Source organism: Mesorhizobium sp. P2_C5_2, from assembly GCF_056404535.1.
Genome location: NZ_JBFUDV010000001.1, coordinates 58,715 through 74,779, shown reverse-complemented (window position 1 = coordinate 74,779; position 16,065 = coordinate 58,715). Strand labels below are relative to the sequence as shown.

Sequence of the window (16,065 nt, the reverse complement as noted above, 5' to 3'; positions counted from 1 at the left end):
CGAATGACCGACCAAGTCGTCAAATCGCTGACCGATCCTGCTTTCCTGATCGCATTGCTGGTCGGCATCGCGGTGTTCGCGACCGTCTTCACGCTGCTGCCGGCCCTGGGTGGCAACCAGCTCAAGGCACGCATGAAATCGGTGGCGCTGGAGCGTGACGAACTGCGCGCCAAGCAGCGTGCGCGCCTGGCCAACGAAGCCGATCGCCGCCGCAAGGGCCTGCGCGAGGAACAGTCGGTCGGCATGCGCAACATCGTCGACAGGCTGGACCTGCGGCGTGCGCTGGCCGATGAAGGCACGCTGCAGAAGCTCAAAGTGGCGGGCTTTCGTGGCCAGAACCCGCTGACGCGCTTCCTGTTTTTCCGCCTGGTCCTGCCCTTTGTCGGTTTCGCGCTGGCCGCGATCTATCTGTTCGTGCTCGGCGGGCTGCCGGACCGGCCGGCTTTCGTGAAAGTGTTCGTCTGCATCCTTGTCGCCTATGCCGGCTTCTACGCGCCGATCCTTTACGTCAACAACCGTGCCGCCAAGCGCAAGCAGTCGATCCAGCGGGCGTGGCCGGATGCGCTCGACCTGATGCTGATCTGCGTTGAGTCGGGCATGTCGGTAGAGGCTGCAATGCGCAGGGTCGCCGATGAGATCGGCTCGCAGTCGGTGGCGTTAGCGGAGGAGTTCGTGCTGACCAATGCCGAACTCTCTTATCTGCAGGAGCGCAAACAGGCTTATGAAAACCTCGCGGCTCGTACCGGCTTGGAATCGGTGAAGTCAGTGTCCCAGGCGCTGGTCCAGGCCGAGCGCTACGGCACCCCCGTGGCGCACGCATTGCGCGTTCTGGCCTCGGAAAGTCGCGACATGCGCATGAATGCCGCCGAGAAGAAGGCCGCCGCCCTGCCGCCGAAGCTCACCGTGCCGATGATCCTGTTTTTCCTGCCGGTCTTGTTCGCCATCATTCTTGGACCGGCCGGCATGCAGGTCAGCCAGCGCGGCATCTTCGGCGACCAGCACAATTCCTCAAGCCAGTAGGCTTTGTTGCAGCCATACGAAAGAGCCGCGTTGCTGATGCAATGCGGCTCTCGGTATTTCAGCTTTGATGTGGATGGATTTTGCGCTGCGCGGAGGTGTATTCGGCGCTCAGTTGGTCGCCGGCTTGCCCTTGTCCTGATCCTTGAGCTGGCTCCAGGCGTTCTGCTGGGCAAGCATCTGGCGAAGGTAGGCCACATTGGCTTGCGCCTGTTCGGGCGAAAGCTCCTGCGAGGCGATCTTCTCGGCCTCGTCGAAACGGCCCTGAAGTCCCACGACCAGCGCCAGGTTCTGGCGCACCCGGCTGTCGGCGTTCGGTTGCTGGGCGGCCGAGCGCATATAGGTCTCGGCTGTGCGCAGATCGCCTTCCAGCACATAGGACATGCCGAGATTGGAAAGAATCGAGGGTTCGTTCGGCTTTAGGTCCAGCGCCTTGCGATAGTTCTGGCGCGCTTCATCTTTCTGGCCGATCTGGTCGAGAATGGCGGCCTCCGCCGACATCAGCCGCCAGTCCGGATATTCCGGCGTCTGCGCCCGGCGCACCGCGTCGAGCGCGGACTCGAACTGGCCGTTGGCGGCGAGTGCCTTGCCATAGGCGGCGAGCACGTCGCGATCCTTGGGGTAGGCGATCGCCAGCTTGCGCATCACGGCAAGCGACTGGTCGGCATCGCCGTCCATCTGCAACGCCGCCGCAAAATTTGTCGCCAGCCGCTTGTCGTTGGGATTCTTTGCATAGGATTCGCCGAGCCGCGTGGTCGCGCTGTGCAACTCGCTGGCCGACATGGTTTCCAGCGGTTTGCCGCTGGTGCGCCCGATCGAGCCGGTCGTGAGCTTGCTGGTTCCGCACCCGGCAACACCGGCCGCGAGCGCCATCAGCAACGCCGTCGTGACCAACCGTTTGCCCGTGACGTTCATCCTGCGGTTGGTCGGCATCGGCACGGGGCTCTCCATTCCTGCGCGCGGCCATTGCGTGGCCATCTTCATTCCCCCAGAAATATTCTGTTAACCCTAACGGATAGTTAAAAGGCGGCCCGTTGATATCGGTACGCGGCCCGCCGGAAGCCATTGGCTTGGCATTTTCCTATGCCTGGCCTCTGTGCATAGATGTTGAAATCATTCGACGTCCCTGTCAGGTGACTGGGGATGACTTGCAAGCCTGCGCCGGAGACCATCGAATGCCCGTCGAACTCGTCGAGACACTAAACAAGGCCTTGCCGGTCCATCTGGTCGCGAGGGATGGCCTGGAGGCTTTGGGGCTTTCGCCCTCAACGATCGCATGGGCGGCCGCCAACGGCTTTTCCGGCGAAGCCGGCAGGACGCTCGCCGTGCCGGGCGAAAACGGCGCGCTCGCCGGTGCTCTGTTCGGCATCGGCGAAGGCGAGGGCGCGCTGGCTATCGGTGCGCTGGCGAAAACCCTGCCGGAAGGCGACTGGCAGTTTGCCTCGGCGCACGCAGAGCCGGAGCTCGCGGCTATAGCCCTGGTTCTCGGCGGCTATGTCTTCACCCGATACGGCAAGAAATCCGGCAAGGCGCTGCGCTTTGCGCTGCCGCCCGGCGTCGATCCAGGACATGTCCGCCGCATCGCTGACGGCGTCTTCCTGGCGCGCGATCTGGTCAACACGCCAACCAGCGACATGGGGCCGGACGAGCTGGAGAAGGCCGCGCGGACGCTGGCGGCCACTCACAAGGCCGAACTGTCGGTGATCAAGGGCGATGATCTCCTGAAGCAGAACTTTCCGATGATCCATGCGGTCGGCCGCGCCTCGGTCGGCGCGCCGCGCCTGATCGACATGATTTGGGGACCGGAAGGCGCACCGAAGGTGACGCTGGTCGGCAAGGGCGTCTGTTTCGATACTGGCGGTCTCGACATCAAGCCGTCGTCGGGCATGCTGCTGATGAAGAAGGACATGGGCGGCGCTGCCAATGTGCTGGGCCTTGCCTCGATGATCATGGCTGCCGGGCTGAAGGTCCGGCTGCGCGTCCTGATCCCGGCGGTCGAGAATTCGATTGCCGGCAATGCTTTCCGCCCTGGCGATGTGCTGACCAGCCGCAAGGGCATCACCGTCGAGATCGGCAACACCGACGCCGAAGGACGGCTGGTGTTGGCGGATGCACTAGCGCTGGCCGACGACGAGGAGCCTGACCTTTTGATCGACATGGCGACGCTGACCGGGGCCGCGCGTGTCGCGCTCGGGCCAGACCTGCCGCCTTTCTACACCGGCGACGAAGCGCTGGCGTCCGAACTGGCGGCTGCCTCGGTGGCCGTAGAGGATCCGCTGTGGCGCATGCCGCTGTGGCGGCCCTATGACGCCAGGCTGGCGTCGAAGATCGCCGACATCAACAACGTCACCACGGACGGTTTTGCCGGCTCGGTCACCGCGGCGCTGTTCCTCAAGCGCTTTGTCGAACGAACAGCGGGTTGGGCGCATTTCGACATCTTCGCCTGGAACCCGTCCGACCGCCCCTACGGGCCCGCTGGCGGCGAGGCGCAAGGCATCCGTGCGCTGGAGCGGATCATTTCGAGGCGTTATGCCTGAGGTCGTAAGGCCTGGCGTACGGCCTCCAAACTGAAACGGAACCGAAACAATTTGCCGTCATGCTCGGGCGATGTCGATTTCGATGCGTCCGAGCCAGGCGATGCGACTGTGGCAGCAGGTGATGCTGTCACAGGTGCGCGACGATGTCCCTGACCTCACCATGCGCCAGACGGCGATCCTGTTCACCATCTACCTCGACCCGCCGCCGCATACGGTGCGCGGGCTGGCAGCGCGCCTCAATGTGACCAAGCCGGTCATCACCCGCGCGCTCGATACGATGGGCGCGCTGAAGCTGGTGTCGCGCCATCGCGACGAGCTCGACAAGCGCAATGTGCTGATCCGGCGCACGGTCGAAGGCGCGCTCTTTGTCGAGCGCTTCGGCGATGGTATTGTTGCCCGGGCTCACGAACTGCCCATCTGACCATTACCCAATAGCTGGATTGCTGATTTGACCGCCAGGGATGCACGCCTTCACGCCTTCCGTTCCGACCTCGCCGACGCCAGGCTGAAAGGCGAGGTTTCGGCCGATCGCTTCGTCCCCGGCCGTCCGGCGCGCATCACAGCCTCCGTGGCCGATATCCGCAAGGCGCCACGCCCGGATGCCGGCGTCAACACGCAGGTTCTGTTCGGCGACGATGTGCTTGTCTTCGAGGAAGCCGAGGGCTGGGCCTGGGTCCAGGCCGAACGCGACGGCTATGTCGGCTACGTCGGCGCCACCATGCTGGGCGCACGCGAGCATGCGCCAACCCATATTGTCGCGGCGCCGCGCACTTTCCTCTATCCCGGCCCGGATCTGCGCTTCCCGATCAGCGGGCAATTGTCGATGGGCTCGACAGTGACGGTGACGGGTGCTGCCGAAACGCGCGGCACGCACTATGCGCTGCTGCCCTCCGGCGAAGCGCTGATCGCCGGCCATCTGCAGCCGCTCGGTGACGTGGCTGCCGACTACGTCGCGGTGGCTGAGATGTTTCTCGGCACGCCCTATCTCTGGGGCGGCACCTCCGGCTTCGGCATCGACTGTTCGGGCCTGGTGCAGCTGGCCATGCGCATGGCTGGCCAAAATGTGCTGCGCGATTCCGACATGCAGGCGGCAGGCCTCGGCGAGCCGCTCGATCCCGGCCCGGATTTTGCCGGGTTGAAACGCGGCGACCTGGTGTTCTGGAAGGGCCATGTCGCTGTGATGACCGACGCCCACGATATGATCCACGCCAACGGTCACACCATGCTGGTCTCGCGCGAAGGGCTGAAGGACGCGATCGACCGCATCGGGTATCTCTATGGCGGACCGACTGGATTCAGGAGGCCGTAGCGTCTCTTCCTTCGCCCCGTTCACGGGGAGAAGGTGCCCGAAGGGCGGATGAGGGGCGGCGCTAACTTTCGAATGGTCGGCGCTGCCCCTCACCTGCCTGCCGGCATCCTCTCCCCGTGAACGGGGCGAGGAACGCTCCCCTGCGATCACCTTTTGTTCCGATTTTCCTTGGCGTTCGCGCGCGCTCGCGCTACCTCTTTCGCGTGACCGAGCAGCCGCGCCTTGCCGAACACAATGCCAGCGTCGCCCTACCCGAACCATTCGTAAGATGGTTCGGCGAGAAAGGCTGGTCGCCGCGCGCCCATCAGATCGAGCTTTTGGTGAGAGCTCAGGCTGGGCAGTCGGTGCTGCTGATCGCGCCGACCGGGGCCGGCAAGACGCTGGCCGGCTTCATGCCGTCTCTGACCGAACTGGCCAACCGTCCGAGGCGCAAACCTGGCCAGGCGCATCGCGGCATCCATACGCTCTACATCTCGCCGCTCAAGGCGCTGGCTGTCGACATCGAGCGCAATCTCGGCAAGCCGGTGGAAGAGATCGGCCTTCCCGTCACCATCGAAACGCGCACCGGCGACACCCCTTCCCACAAGCGTCAACGCCAGAAGCTGGTGCCGCCCGACATCCTGCTGACGACGCCCGAGCAACTGGCGCTGCTGATTGCTGCGCCCGATGCCAGGCGCTTCTTCGAAGACCTGCGCTATGTCGTGCTCGACGAATTGCACTCGCTGGTAATTTCGAAACGCGGCCACCTGCTGGCGCTCGGCTTGGCGCGGCTGCGCACTTACGTGCCCGAACTGCAGACGATCGGCCTGTCGGCAACGGTGGCTGAGCCCGATGAATTGCGGCGCTGGTTGGTCGGGCAGAATCCACCCGGCGAAATGGCTGGGCTGATCACCGTCTCCGGTGGCGCCAAACCCGACATCTCCATCCTCGACTCGCGCGAACGCGTGCCGTGGTCGGGCCATTCGGCCCGCTATGCCACTCCCGAGATCTACGAGGCGATCCAGAAGCACCGCATGACGCTGCTGTTCGTCAACACCCGCAGCCAGGCCGAAATGCTGTTCCAGGAACTGTGGCGGGCGAACGAGGACTCGCTGCCGATCGCGCTGCATCATGGGTCGCTCGATGTCGGCCAGCGCCGCCGCGTCGAGAAGGCGATGGCGGATAACGCGCTGCGTGCCATCGTCGCCACCTCGACGCTCGACCTCGGCATCGACTGGGGCGATGTCGATCTGGTCGTCCATGTCGGCGCGCCCAAGGGCGCCAGCCGGCTGGCGCAGCGTATCGGCCGCGCCAATCACCGCATGGACGAACCGTCAAAGGCGATCCTCATTCCGGCCAACCGCTTCGAGGTGCTGGAATGCCGGGCAGCGCTCGACGCCAATTATCTCGGCGCGCAGGACACGCCGCCATTGATCAATGGCGCGCTCGACGTGCTGTCGCAGCATGTGCTGGGCGTCGCTTGCGGCGCGCCTTTCGACGCTGACCGACTGTTCGAGGAGGTGCGCAGCGCCGCGCCCTATGCGGGGCTGGAGCGCCAGACCTTCGACCGTGTCGTCGATTTCGTTGCCACTGGCGGCTACGCGCTGAAGAACTATGAGCGTTACGCCCGCATTCGCCAGACCAAGGATGGGCTGTGGCGCGTCTCCAACCCTCGCATCGCTCAACAATATCGCCTGAATGTCGGCACCATCGTCGAAATGCCGGAGCTCAACGTCCGCTATGTCCGCCAGGGACGCGGCATGGCCGGACGCGGCGGGCCGGTGCTCGGCAAGATCGAGGAGTATTTCGCCGAGACGCTGCGGCCCGGCGACAACTTCCTGTTTGCCGGCAAGGTACTGCGCTTCGAGGGCATTCGCGAGAACGAGTGCGTGGTCTCCAACGGCGCCGGCGCCAACATCATCGTGCCGTCCTATGCCGGCGGCAAGTTTCCGCTGTCGACCTATCTCGCCGACCAGGTGCGCGGCATGCTGGCCGATCCCCACAAATGGCAGGCATTGCCCGAGCAGGTCGCCGACTGGCTGCGGCTGCAAAAGGAAAAGTCGGTGCTGCCGAAACGCGGCGACCTGCTGGTCGAGACCTTTCCACGCGGCAATCGCCACTACATGGTCGCCTATCCGTTCGAGGGCAGGCTGGCGCACCAGACGCTCGGCATGCTGCTGACACGACGGCTGGAGCGGGCCAATGCGAGGCCGCTGGGCTTTGTCGCCACCGACTATTCGCTGGCGGTGTGGGCGCTCGACGATATGGCGGCCCTGTTCAAAGCCAAGAAGCCGTCGCTGGCCGCTTTGTTCGACGAGGACATGCTGGGCGACGATCTCGAAGCCTGGCTAAACGACAGCTGGATGCTGAAGCGCACCTTCCGCACCTGCGCCGTCATTGCCGGGCTGATCGAGAAGCGCTTTCCCGGGCAGGAGAAGAGCGGCCGCCAGGTGACCGTCTCGGCCGACCTGATCTACGACGTGTTGCGCAGCCACGAGCCCGACCATATCCTGCTGCAGGCGACGCGTACCGATGCCTCGGCCGGATTGCTCGATGTCAGCAGACTTGCCGAGATGCTCTCGCGTGTGCGCGGTCGAATCATGCATAAGCATCTCGACCAGATTTCGCCGCTGGCTCTGCCGGTGATGCTGGAGATCGGCAAGGAATCGGTCAATGGCGGCGCCAACGAGTCCCTGCTCATGGAAGCCGCCGATCTGGTCGAAGAGGCCATGGGGCCAAGGGCGAAACCGGACCAAGAGGGTCTGACTTGAAATGAATTTTTCGCTGGCGCGCGCAACACTGATCGCCGAGGCCGACATGGTCGGCATCGCCGGCGAGCGCGCGGTCTGCGATCCGCGCGGCGTGCTCTATTTTCCCGATCTACGACTGCTTGCGGTCTCCGACCTGCATCTGGAAAAAGGCTCGTCCTTTGCCAGGCGCGGCGCCCTGATCCCTCCCTACGACACCGGCGCCACCTTGCTGCGGCTGCAGGCGGTGATCGCGGACTATCAGCCTTCGATCGTCATCAGTCTGGGCGATTCCTTTCACGATGGCGGCGGCGCCGAGCGCATGCATCAATCCTTCCGTGAGCGGCTGGAAGCGCTGATGGCCGGCCGTGACTGGTTCTGGGTCGCCGGCAACCATGATCCGGAAGCGCCGGCCGACCTGCCCGGAGAGACGGTGCGCGAACTCGCCATCGGCTCGTTGCTGTTCCGTCACGAACCGTCGAAGGTGAGAACCGAAGGCGAAGTCGCGGGCCATCTTCACCCTTGCGCGCGCATCGTCCAGCGCGGCCGCTCGGTGCGGCGGCGCTGCTTTGCCGGCGATGGCGGCCGCATGATCATGCCGGCCTTCGGCGCCTATACCGGTTCGCTCAACGTGCTCGACCGCGCCTATGCCGGCCTGTTCCGCCGCGAGACGCTGATGGCCTACATGCTGGGCGCCGAGCGCATTTTCGCGATTTCCCACGCCATGCTGCGGCCTGGCTGAGTTCTACGGCAACAACACTGTTGCACCGGTCGTCTGCCGCGCTTCGAGCCGGCGGTGCGCCTCGGCCACCTCTGCGAGCGGCATGCGGGTGTGCACCGGGATTTTCACCGCACCGCTGAGCACGACGCTGAAGAGCTCTTCGCTCATGGCCACAACGTTCTCGCGTTTGGCGAGATGATGGAACAGCAACTGCCAGGTGGCGAACAGCGAGCCTTTCTGCATCAGCAGCATGATGTCGAATGGCGGGATCGAACCCGACGCCGTACCGAAGCTGGCGAACGTGCCGAAGGGCCGCAGGCTATCGAGCGAGGCCGGGAAGGTGGCCTTACCGACACCGTCATAAACGACGTGGCAGCCCTCGCCGTTGGTGATCTCCTTCACCCGCGCGGCAAAGTCCTCCCTCGAGTAGTCGATGACGTGGTCGCAACCATTCGCCAGAGCGAGCTCGGCCTTTTCGGGCGAGCCGACCCTGCCGATGACGATGGCGCCGAGATGCTTGGCCCACTGCGTCAGGATGAGGCCAACCCCGCCCGCCGCGGCATGCACCAGGATGGTGTGGCCGGCCTCGACGCGAAACGTGCGGCGCAGCAGATATTGCGCCGTCAGCCCTTTCAGCATCATCGCCGCGCCGGTCTCGAAATCGATGGCATCGGGCAGATGCACGACGAAATGCGCCGGCACGATGCGCTCCTGCGCATAGGCGCCGAGCGTCTCGACATAGGCGACGCGATCGCCAGGCGCGAAGTCGCTCACCCCTTCGCCGACAGCGACGATTTCGCCGGCGCCTTCATTGCCGGGGATGAATGGCAAAGCGGGTGGCGCATATTCGCCGGTGCGGAAATAGATGTCGACGAAGTTGAGCCCGACCGCCCGGTTGCGGACGCGCACTTCGCCGGGGCCGGGCTGGCCGATGTCGACATCCTCATAGGCAAGCACGTCTGGCCCGCCATGGTGGTGAACACGGATCGCTTTCATGGTTTTCTTCCCTGCGCTGTTCTCTTTGACGGGAGATAGCGCGCGGCGCGATATCATTGTAGGCTGATATCGATGACATCAGAGTTCAAACAAAATGATATCTGAACAGATCGGCCTCGACCTTCTTCGCACCTATGTGGCGGTCTGCCGGCAAGGCAGCCTGAGCAGGGTCGCCGCGCAGACCGGCAGAACCCAATCGTCGCTGAGCATGCAGATGCGCCGCCTCGAAGGTCTGCTTCAACGGCACCTGTTCCAGCGCACCGGCCGCGGCGTCGTGCCGACCGCGGAGGGAGAGCTGTTTCTGGGATATGCGACGCGCATCTTGGCTCTCGGCGATGAAGCGGTGGCGCGCCTGCAGCAGGCCGCCATCGGTGGCGGCGTGCGCATCGGCCTCGCCGAGGAGGTCACCACCGCTGCGCTCTCGGCCGCACTCGGGCGGCTTCATCGCACCTATCCCGACATCAGCCTCGATGCGGTGGTTGAGCACAGCGTCGCGCTGGGGCGGCTCTGGAGCGAGGATGCGCTGGATGTCATGATCGCTCCGACATCTGTCGTAACAGCCGATGCCCTGACGACATGGAATGTCGAACTGCAATGGGTCTGTGCCCAGGACTATGTTCTGGATCAGGAGCGGCCGCTCGATCTTGTCGCTTTCGGCGCAACCTGCCCTTGGCGCAGGCGTATGATCGAGGCGCTGGTTGCCGCCGGCCGGCAGCACAGGATCGCTTTGTCGTGCCAGAGCGTCACCGGCCTGCAGGCGGCAATCGAGAACGGACTGGGCGTTGGACTGCTTCCACCCGAATCCGTGCGCACCGGCTCAATGCGGGTGCTGAAGACATCCGCCGGCCTGCCCGAGCCGCTCATCGTCCAGTACGGCCTTTACGCGCATGACAGGAGGACTGCCGTCGTCGACGCCGCAATTGAAATCCTGCTGAAAGATCTGCCGGCGGCGCCACGGGCACGGGCCGCATGACAGCGAGGTCGCGCTATCGGCCGTAATAGAGAGTGACGGTGTGCTTGGCCTCGGCGAAGAACAGCCAGCGCTCGACCAGCATGCCGGCGAACTGGACGATTGCGGCAAGCACCGACAGGATCGCCGTGAACGGCCAGGGCAAGGCGAACGCGCCAGCAAACAGCAGAGCAGGCAAGGCGAAAGCCAGCGCTTGCGTGATCCCACGCAGCTTGGCGGCGTGCTTGCGGGCGATGCGAAAGCCCATTTCCTTGAGCAGGTAATTTTCCTCGGTGTGCGGCCATTCCAGCGACCGCACCGTCCCTCCGGCGAGCCCCGTCGCCGTGTTGGCGGTGGTCGCGATCTCCAGCACGTCATTGTATCGCCACGTCGCCAGCTTCCAGCCCCAGCCGAGCAGGGTGAGCAGCAGGGCGACGACGGCAATGGTGGTTGAGCCGATGGCGAAAGCCTGCAGCAGCGCGTTCAACAGAACGGTGCCGGTCATCGCCGAAAAGATGAGATAGCCGGGTAGCGTATAGCGACTGTGCCACTGCGCGATCGGCTTCAGCGAGGCATAGATCATGCCGGTGGTGCAGACGGTGACGATCGCGCCGATGGCCGCCAGGAACCCGGCGATGGCTACCCAGCCCCCGGTGCTGTCAAAAAACACCCAGCCGATGCCGAACAGCCCGGCCGGAATGAAGGTCGCGACGGACGAAACGCCTTCACGCGACAGCCAGGAGCTGCGCCATTGCGAAAAGGCGCGCCAGGCGCGTTCGGGGCGGCCGAGATGGGCAGTCGAGGACAATAGGCCGGCGGCGATCAGGCCGAGCGCCAGCCCCATGCCGATGAGGCCGAGCCAGAAATCGGTGGGGATGGACCCCAGTCCGCCAAGCACGCCAAGCAGCGCCAGCAGGCCGTAGCCGGCGCCGGTGGCGGTGGTGAAGAAAACGACCGAGGCGGCAGGATGCATGGATGTCAGTTCGAAAGCATGCGGTCGACCCAGCCGAGGAAACCGCCTTCGGCCTTGACCGGCTCGAGCCTTGGCGCCGGCACCGATGCGGCACGCTGGGCGCGTGGCGGCAGATATTTGTTGGTCGGTTTGTAGCCCATCTCCGGCATCAGGTCGACGCCGCCACGGCTGGCCACCAGTTGCGACACCGCCGAGGTGGGATCGCCGAGATCGCCAAAGTGCCGGGCGCTGGTCGGGCAGGCGGCAACGCAGGCCGGCACGCGGTCTTCCTCGGCCAGATTGTCATTGTAGATGCGGTCGACGCAGAGCGTGCATTTCTTCATCACGCCGACATCGGTGTCGAATTCGCGCGCACCGTAGGGGCAGGCCCAGCTGCACAATTTGCAGCCGATGCATTTGCTTTCGTCGATCAGCACGATGCCGTCCGAGGCACGCTTGTAGGAAGCGCCGGTCGGGCAAACGGTGACACAGGCCGGCGTCTCACAATGCAGGCAGGAGCGCGGGAAGTTGACGGTGCGCCCGCCCGCCTCCGTCGTGTGCTCGTAGCTGTGCACGCGGTTGAACCAGACGCCGTCGACATCGCCGCCATAGGGGTCGATGTCGGTCAGCGGCGCCATGTGGCCGCCGGTGTTCCATTCCTTGCAAGCGGTGACGCAGGCCTGGCAGCCGACGCAGGTGTCGAGGTCGATGACCAGACCCAGCTTTTTGTCGGTATGAGCGGGGAGGCAGGTCATTCCACGGCCTCCCTGTTCACGCGGAATTCGGCGCCGAAGCGAAGGATGTCGGGCGATGGCTCGAAATGCGGCGGCTGGCTGAAACGCTCGAATTGCGGCTCGGTGAAGCCGGCTTCTTCCACCGAGCACTTGACGATGCGCACCCTCAGGTCGAACCACGCCGCCTGTCCGGTCACCGGATCCGAATTCGAATAGCGTTTGCCGTTGGCGTCGGCCGAGGTCTGGTCGCCGATAATGTGGTTGAGCAGGAAGCCGCGATTGCTCTCGGCAGCATTGTCCCTCAGCCCCCAGCTGCCGCGCCTTTTGCCGATGGCGTTCCAGGTCCACACCGTATCCGCATTGACGCCGTCGATCAGCTTGATCTGCCCCTTCACCCGGCCGCTGATGCTTTCGATCCACACCCAGTCGTCATCGACAAGGCCGAGGTCTGCCGCGGTCTTGTGGTGCACGAACAGGCGGTTCTGGCTGGTGATCTGCCGGAGCCACGCATTCTGCGAACCCCAGGAATGATACATGTGCATCGGCCGCTGCGTCAGCGCATGCAGCGGGTATTTTTCGAGATCGACGGCGGCCTCTTCGAACGGCGTAAACCAGAACGGCAGCGGGTCCATATAGGTCTCGATACGGTGGCGTTCGCTGTCGGGCGGCTGGACGCGACCATGGCCGCGCGCGGCGAGGCGAAAGCGCTGGATCGGTTCGCAATAGAGCTGGAACACGATTGGCTCGGCCTTGGGGATGAACCCCATCTGCTCTGCGAAGTCGAGATAGGAGCGGTTGGCCATCTTGTAGTAGCGCTGGTCGGCGGCAAAATCCTGGTGCCAGAAGCCGCCATTGTCGATGTAGCACTGCAGCTGGTCGGGATTGACTTCGCCCTTGCCGACGGAAGTGCCGTCCTTGCCGCGCCAGCCGGCAAGCGGGCCGATGCCGGGCGTGCGCTCATGATTGACGATGTAGTCGGCATAGTCGCGATATTTCGCGGACCCGTCATCTCTGGTGAAGCAGGGCAGGCCGAGCCGCGCGCCGAGTTCGATCAGCACCGACTGGAACGGCCGGACATCGCGGTCCGGCTCGACCACGGGATGGCGGATGGCGTCGCCCGGTCCGTCGGCATGGCTGATCGGCCGGTCGAGCAGGCTGATGCAGTCGTGCCGCTCGAGATAGGTGGTGTCCGGCAGCACCAAGTCCGCGAACGGCACTGTCTCGGAGTAATAGGCGTCGGAATAGATGATGAAGGGGATCTTGTAGTTGCCGGCCTCGTCATGGTCGGTCAACATCGCAATGGTCTCGACGGTGTTCATCGAGGAATTCCACGCCATGTTCGACATGTACATCATCAGCGTGTCGATCGGGTACGGGTCACCGGCCCAGGCATTGCGGATTACCGTGTGCATCAACCCGTGCGCGGCCAGCGGCGCATCCCAGGAATAGGCCTTGTCGATGCGCAAAGGCGTGCCGGCCTCATCGACCAGCAGATCGTCCGGCCCGCAGACGAAGCCGAGCGGCACGCCGTCCAGTGGCGTCATCGGCTTGACGGTCTTGCCGGCCGGCTTCGGTCCCGGCGGCGCCGAGCGGGGGTAGGGTGGTTTGAAACGAAAACCGCCGGGAACATCCACCGTGCCAAGCAGCACCTGCAGCAGGTGGATGGCGCGGCAAGAGTGAAAACCGTTCGAGTGGGCAGAGATGCCGCGCATGGCGTGCATCGAAACAGGTCGCCCCTTGATCGTTTCGTGCCGCCGGCCGGCCCAGTCGGTCCACGCCACCGGCAGTTCGATCGTCTGCTCAAAGGCGACGTGGGCGAGTTCGGCAGCGATCCGCCGGATTGTGTCGGCCGGGATGCCGCATTGTGCCGCGACCGCATCGGGTGCGTAGCTGGCGTCCATGTAGCGGTCGGCGATGAGCTGGAACACTGGCACGCAGCGGCGGCCGGCGACGGTGTAGCTGCCGGTCAGCGCCGGCTTTGCATCTGGATCGGCTGCGTCGACGGAGGTCTTCGCCACTCGGTCCCAGGCCAGTGGATTGCAGGCATCGTCGCGCAGGAATAGCCCGTCTTCGGCAGCACCCGGTTCCTGGATGACCAGCACATGCGCATTGGTGTAGCGGAGCAAATAATCGAGATCGACGCGACCCGCCTTGAGCAGTTCATGGATGAGGGCGAAGACAAACAGGCCGTCGGTGCCGGGCCTGATGCCGATCCAGTCGTCTGCAATCGCATTGTAGCCGGTGCGGCAGGGGTTGATCGACACCACCTTGGCGCCGCGCGCCTTGAGCTTGCCGAGGCCGATCTTGATCGGGTTGGAATCATGGTCCTCGGCGACGCCGAACAGCATGAAGTACTTCGTGTTGTCCCAGTCGGGTTCGCCGAACTCCCAGAACGAGCCGCCGATCGTATAGAGGCCTCCGGCCGCCATGTTGACCGAGCAGAAGCCGCCATGGGCGGCGAAGTTCGGCGTGCCGAACTGGCTCGCCCACCAGCCTGTCAGCGACTGCGACTGGTCGCGCCCGGTGAAAAAGGCCAGCTTCTTCGGATCGGTGCGACGGATATTCGATAGCCGCTCGGTCGCAATCGAAAAGGCTTCCTCCCACTCGATCTCGCGGAATTCGCCGGAGCCGCGCGGCCCGCTGCGCAACAGCGGCTTCTTAAGCCGCGCCGGGCTGTAGTGCTGCATGATGCCGGAGCTGCCCTTGCCGCAGATCACGCCGCGATTGACCGGATGGTCCTTGTTGCCGTTGATGTAACGGACCTTGCCATCCTTGATGTGCACGTCGATGCCGCAGCGACAGGCGCACATATAGCAGGTGGTCTTGGCGATGCTGTCGGAGACATCGGGCGAGGTGTCGACGCCGTCGCCTTCGTCCGGCGCGCGTGTATCGGCAAGCGGCCGTTGCGACGGTGCGGAATTGGCCCCGCGCGGCGCTCCGTGGTTCATAGGCCCGGCGTGCTTTTGCGGTCCGCGAATTTGGCCCGCGTCTTCGGTCCGGGGCCGCGCATATAATGCTCTTCAGGGTGATAGCGGTCGCCGGCCAGCCGCCGCCTGAGGCCACGGGTCCAATGCGCAAGCAGGGATCTGAACCGCCCGATCATCTTGTTGCCTGCGATCTGTTGGCGAATTTTTTCTAACTTCGGCTGAAAAAGTAGAATAAAGCTATCGATCTGTCTAATCAGTTGTTCTTGTAAATTCGATCGAAATTGGTTCTTAATGGCCGCATGACCCTGGACCAGTTGCGCATTTTCGTCGCCGTCGCCGAGCGTGGCCATATGACCAAGGCGGCCGAGCTTCTGGGCATTTCCCAGTCGGCCGCATCGGCGGCCATCCGCGCGCTCGAAGAGCAGCACGGCGTTCATCTTTTCAACCGGGTCGGCCGCAACATCGAGCTGGCGCAGACCGGCCACCGCTTCCTGCCGGAAGCCAAGGCGGTGCTCGAGCGCGCCGCCGCCGCTCGCAACGTGCTGGAGCATGTCTCGCAGACGGTGGCCGGCAGCCTCTCGATTGCCGCCAGCCTGACCATCGCCAGCTATTGGCTGCCGCGCCGGCTGGCCTCCTTCCATGAGGCCTACCCGGCGGTCAGGTTGAGCGTCACCATCGGCAACACCAGGCAGGTGGAAGCCAACGTTCTGGACGGCACCGCCGATCTCGGCCTGGTCGAGGGACGCACCGAGTCCGACATCCTTCGCCGCACCAAGGTCGACGTCGACAGATTGATGCTGGTTGTCGCCGCCTCGCATCCCGAAATCGTCGAAATCGCTCCGGGCCGCCCCGACATCAGGGGGCTGCGCTGGATCATCCGCGAGGGCGGTTCCGGTACGCGCGAGGTGCTGGAGGACCTGGCCCGCCGCGAAGGGATATCGCTCGCCGACCTGCAGATATTTTTGGTGCTGCCGAGCAATGAAGCGGTTCGCCAGGCGGTCGAGGCCGGCGCCGGCGCCACCATCATCTCGGACCTCGTCGTCGGACGCGCCGTGGCCGAGGGCAGTCTCCGGTCGGTGCCGCTCGAACTGCCTAAGCGCGACTTCGCCATGATCACCCATCGCGATCGCCAGGCAAGCCTGGCGCAGATGGCGCTCAAGGCACATCTTGGCGCTTCTGCAGATCACGGTTGAGGGA

The 16,065-nt window shown here is 64.5% G+C and carries 14 protein-coding genes; 8 read left to right on the top strand and 6 right to left on the bottom strand.

The features are described 5' to 3' along the window. The first annotated feature begins 3 nt into the window (after nucleotides 1–3). Nucleotides 4–1,020: a type II secretion system F family protein gene (locus AC1D1B_RS00335; protein WP_477328761.1), complete on the top strand. Its 1,017-nt coding sequence runs from the start codon at nucleotides 4–6 to the stop codon at nucleotides 1,018–1,020. Between the two features lie 108 nt (nucleotides 1,021–1,128). Here the strand turns inward: AC1D1B_RS00335 and AC1D1B_RS00330 are convergent, their stop codons facing one another. Beyond that, a complete protein-coding gene (locus AC1D1B_RS00330; protein ID WP_181056841.1) occupies nucleotides 1,129–1,950 on the bottom strand; it encodes a tetratricopeptide repeat protein in 822 nt (273 codons plus the stop codon). Between the two features lie 242 nt (nucleotides 1,951–2,192). On the opposite strand from AC1D1B_RS00330, the gene AC1D1B_RS00325 reads away from it, so the two are divergent. The 5 genes from AC1D1B_RS00325 (at nucleotide 2,193) to pdeM (ending at nucleotide 8,331) form a co-directional block, all read left to right on the top strand. Further along, the gene (locus tag AC1D1B_RS00325; RefSeq protein ID WP_477328760.1) at nucleotides 2,193–3,554 is read left to right on the top strand and encodes a leucyl aminopeptidase family protein; all 1,362 of its coding nucleotides are present in this window, start codon (nucleotides 2,193–2,195) and stop codon (nucleotides 3,552–3,554) included. A 70-nt stretch (nucleotides 3,555–3,624) separates the two neighbouring features. Further along, on the top strand, nucleotides 3,625–3,975 hold the full coding sequence (locus AC1D1B_RS00320) for a MarR family winged helix-turn-helix transcriptional regulator (protein ID WP_477328759.1): 351 nt from the start codon (nucleotides 3,625–3,627) through the stop codon (nucleotides 3,973–3,975). A gap of 27 nt (nucleotides 3,976–4,002) precedes the next feature. After that, a complete protein-coding gene (locus AC1D1B_RS00315; RefSeq protein ID WP_477328758.1) occupies nucleotides 4,003–4,863 on the top strand; it encodes a C40 family peptidase in 861 nt (286 codons plus the stop codon). A 203-nt stretch (nucleotides 4,864–5,066) separates the two neighbouring features. Beyond that, a complete protein-coding gene (locus AC1D1B_RS00310; RefSeq protein ID WP_477328757.1) occupies nucleotides 5,067–7,613 on the top strand; it encodes a ligase-associated DNA damage response DEXH box helicase in 2,547 nt (848 codons plus the stop codon). Nucleotide 7,614: 1 nt separating this feature from the next. Continuing rightward, entirely contained in the window at nucleotides 7,615–8,331 is a 717-nt protein-coding gene (gene pdeM, locus AC1D1B_RS00305) for a ligase-associated DNA damage response endonuclease PdeM (RefSeq protein ID WP_477328756.1), read from the top strand. A gap of 3 nt (nucleotides 8,332–8,334) precedes the next feature. Here the strand turns inward: pdeM and AC1D1B_RS00300 are convergent, their stop codons facing one another. Continuing rightward, nucleotides 8,335–9,306, bottom strand: a complete 972-nt coding sequence (locus AC1D1B_RS00300; protein WP_477328755.1) for a quinone oxidoreductase family protein — start codon at nucleotides 9,304–9,306, stop codon at nucleotides 8,335–8,337. Between the two features lie 94 nt (nucleotides 9,307–9,400). On the opposite strand from AC1D1B_RS00300, the gene AC1D1B_RS00295 reads away from it, so the two are divergent. Further along, nucleotides 9,401–10,279 (top strand): LysR substrate-binding domain-containing protein, encoded by an 879-nt coding sequence (locus tag AC1D1B_RS00295; protein ID WP_477328754.1) that lies wholly within the window; start codon nucleotides 9,401–9,403, stop codon nucleotides 10,277–10,279. A gap of 13 nt (nucleotides 10,280–10,292) precedes the next feature. Here the strand turns inward: AC1D1B_RS00295 and AC1D1B_RS00290 are convergent, their stop codons facing one another. From AC1D1B_RS00290 to AC1D1B_RS00275, 4 genes are read right to left on the bottom strand one after another with little or no spacing between them, the layout of a single operon-like run. Next, nucleotides 10,293–11,228 carry a dimethyl sulfoxide reductase anchor subunit family protein gene (locus tag AC1D1B_RS00290; RefSeq protein ID WP_477328753.1) on the bottom strand — a complete coding sequence of 312 codons (936 nt, stop codon included), beginning with the start codon at nucleotides 11,226–11,228 and terminating at the stop codon, nucleotides 10,293–10,295. A 5-nt stretch (nucleotides 11,229–11,233) separates the two neighbouring features. Continuing rightward, nucleotides 11,234–11,962 carry a 4Fe-4S dicluster domain-containing protein gene (locus tag AC1D1B_RS00285; RefSeq protein WP_477328752.1) on the bottom strand — a complete coding sequence of 243 codons (729 nt, stop codon included), beginning with the start codon at nucleotides 11,960–11,962 and terminating at the stop codon, nucleotides 11,234–11,236. Further along, nucleotides 11,959–14,889: a molybdopterin oxidoreductase family protein gene (locus AC1D1B_RS00280; protein WP_477328751.1), complete on the bottom strand. Its 2,931-nt coding sequence runs from the start codon at nucleotides 14,887–14,889 to the stop codon at nucleotides 11,959–11,961. Before AC1D1B_RS00280 ends, AC1D1B_RS00285 begins: the two co-directional genes overlap by 4 nt. After that, nucleotides 14,886–15,218, bottom strand: a complete 333-nt coding sequence (locus tag AC1D1B_RS00275; protein WP_477330559.1) for a hypothetical protein — start codon at nucleotides 15,216–15,218, stop codon at nucleotides 14,886–14,888. Before AC1D1B_RS00275 ends, AC1D1B_RS00280 begins: the two co-directional genes overlap by 4 nt. On the opposite strand from AC1D1B_RS00275, the gene AC1D1B_RS00270 reads away from it, so the two are divergent. Beyond that, on the top strand, nucleotides 15,168–16,061 hold the full coding sequence (locus tag AC1D1B_RS00270) for a LysR family transcriptional regulator (protein WP_181056269.1): 894 nt from the start codon (nucleotides 15,168–15,170) through the stop codon (nucleotides 16,059–16,061). The two genes, AC1D1B_RS00275 and AC1D1B_RS00270, sit on opposite strands and share 51 nt — an antisense overlap. The last annotated feature ends 4 nt before the right edge of the window (nucleotides 16,062–16,065 follow it).

Coding starts and splice junctions, on each gene's coding strand:
- AC1D1B_RS00335 (WP_477328761.1), top strand. CDS start 4: ATGACCGACCAAGTCGTCAAATCGCTGACCGATCCTGCTTTCCTGATC.
- AC1D1B_RS00330 (WP_181056841.1), bottom strand. CDS start 1,950: ATGCCGACCAACCGCAGGATGAACGTCACGGGCAAACGGTTGGTCACG.
- AC1D1B_RS00325 (WP_477328760.1), top strand. CDS start 2,193: ATGCCCGTCGAACTCGTCGAGACACTAAACAAGGCCTTGCCGGTCCAT.
- AC1D1B_RS00320 (WP_477328759.1), top strand. CDS start 3,625: ATGTCGATTTCGATGCGTCCGAGCCAGGCGATGCGACTGTGGCAGCAG.
- pdeM (WP_477328756.1), top strand. CDS start 7,615: ATGAATTTTTCGCTGGCGCGCGCAACACTGATCGCCGAGGCCGACATG.
- AC1D1B_RS00300 (WP_477328755.1), bottom strand. CDS start 9,306: ATGAAAGCGATCCGTGTTCACCACCATGGCGGGCCAGACGTGCTTGCC.
- AC1D1B_RS00295 (WP_477328754.1), top strand. CDS start 9,401: ATGATATCTGAACAGATCGGCCTCGACCTTCTTCGCACCTATGTGGCG.
- AC1D1B_RS00290 (WP_477328753.1), bottom strand. CDS start 11,228: ATGCATCCTGCCGCCTCGGTCGTTTTCTTCACCACCGCCACCGGCGCC.
- AC1D1B_RS00285 (WP_477328752.1), bottom strand. CDS start 11,962: ATGACCTGCCTCCCCGCTCATACCGACAAAAAGCTGGGTCTGGTCATC.
- AC1D1B_RS00280 (WP_477328751.1), bottom strand. CDS start 14,889: ATGAACCACGGAGCGCCGCGCGGGGCCAATTCCGCACCGTCGCAACGG.
- AC1D1B_RS00270 (WP_181056269.1), top strand. CDS start 15,168: ATGACCCTGGACCAGTTGCGCATTTTCGTCGCCGTCGCCGAGCGTGGC.
- AC1D1B_RS00275 (WP_477330559.1), bottom strand. CDS start 15,218: ATGGCCACGCTCGGCGACGGCGACGAAAATGCGCAACTGGTCCAGGGT.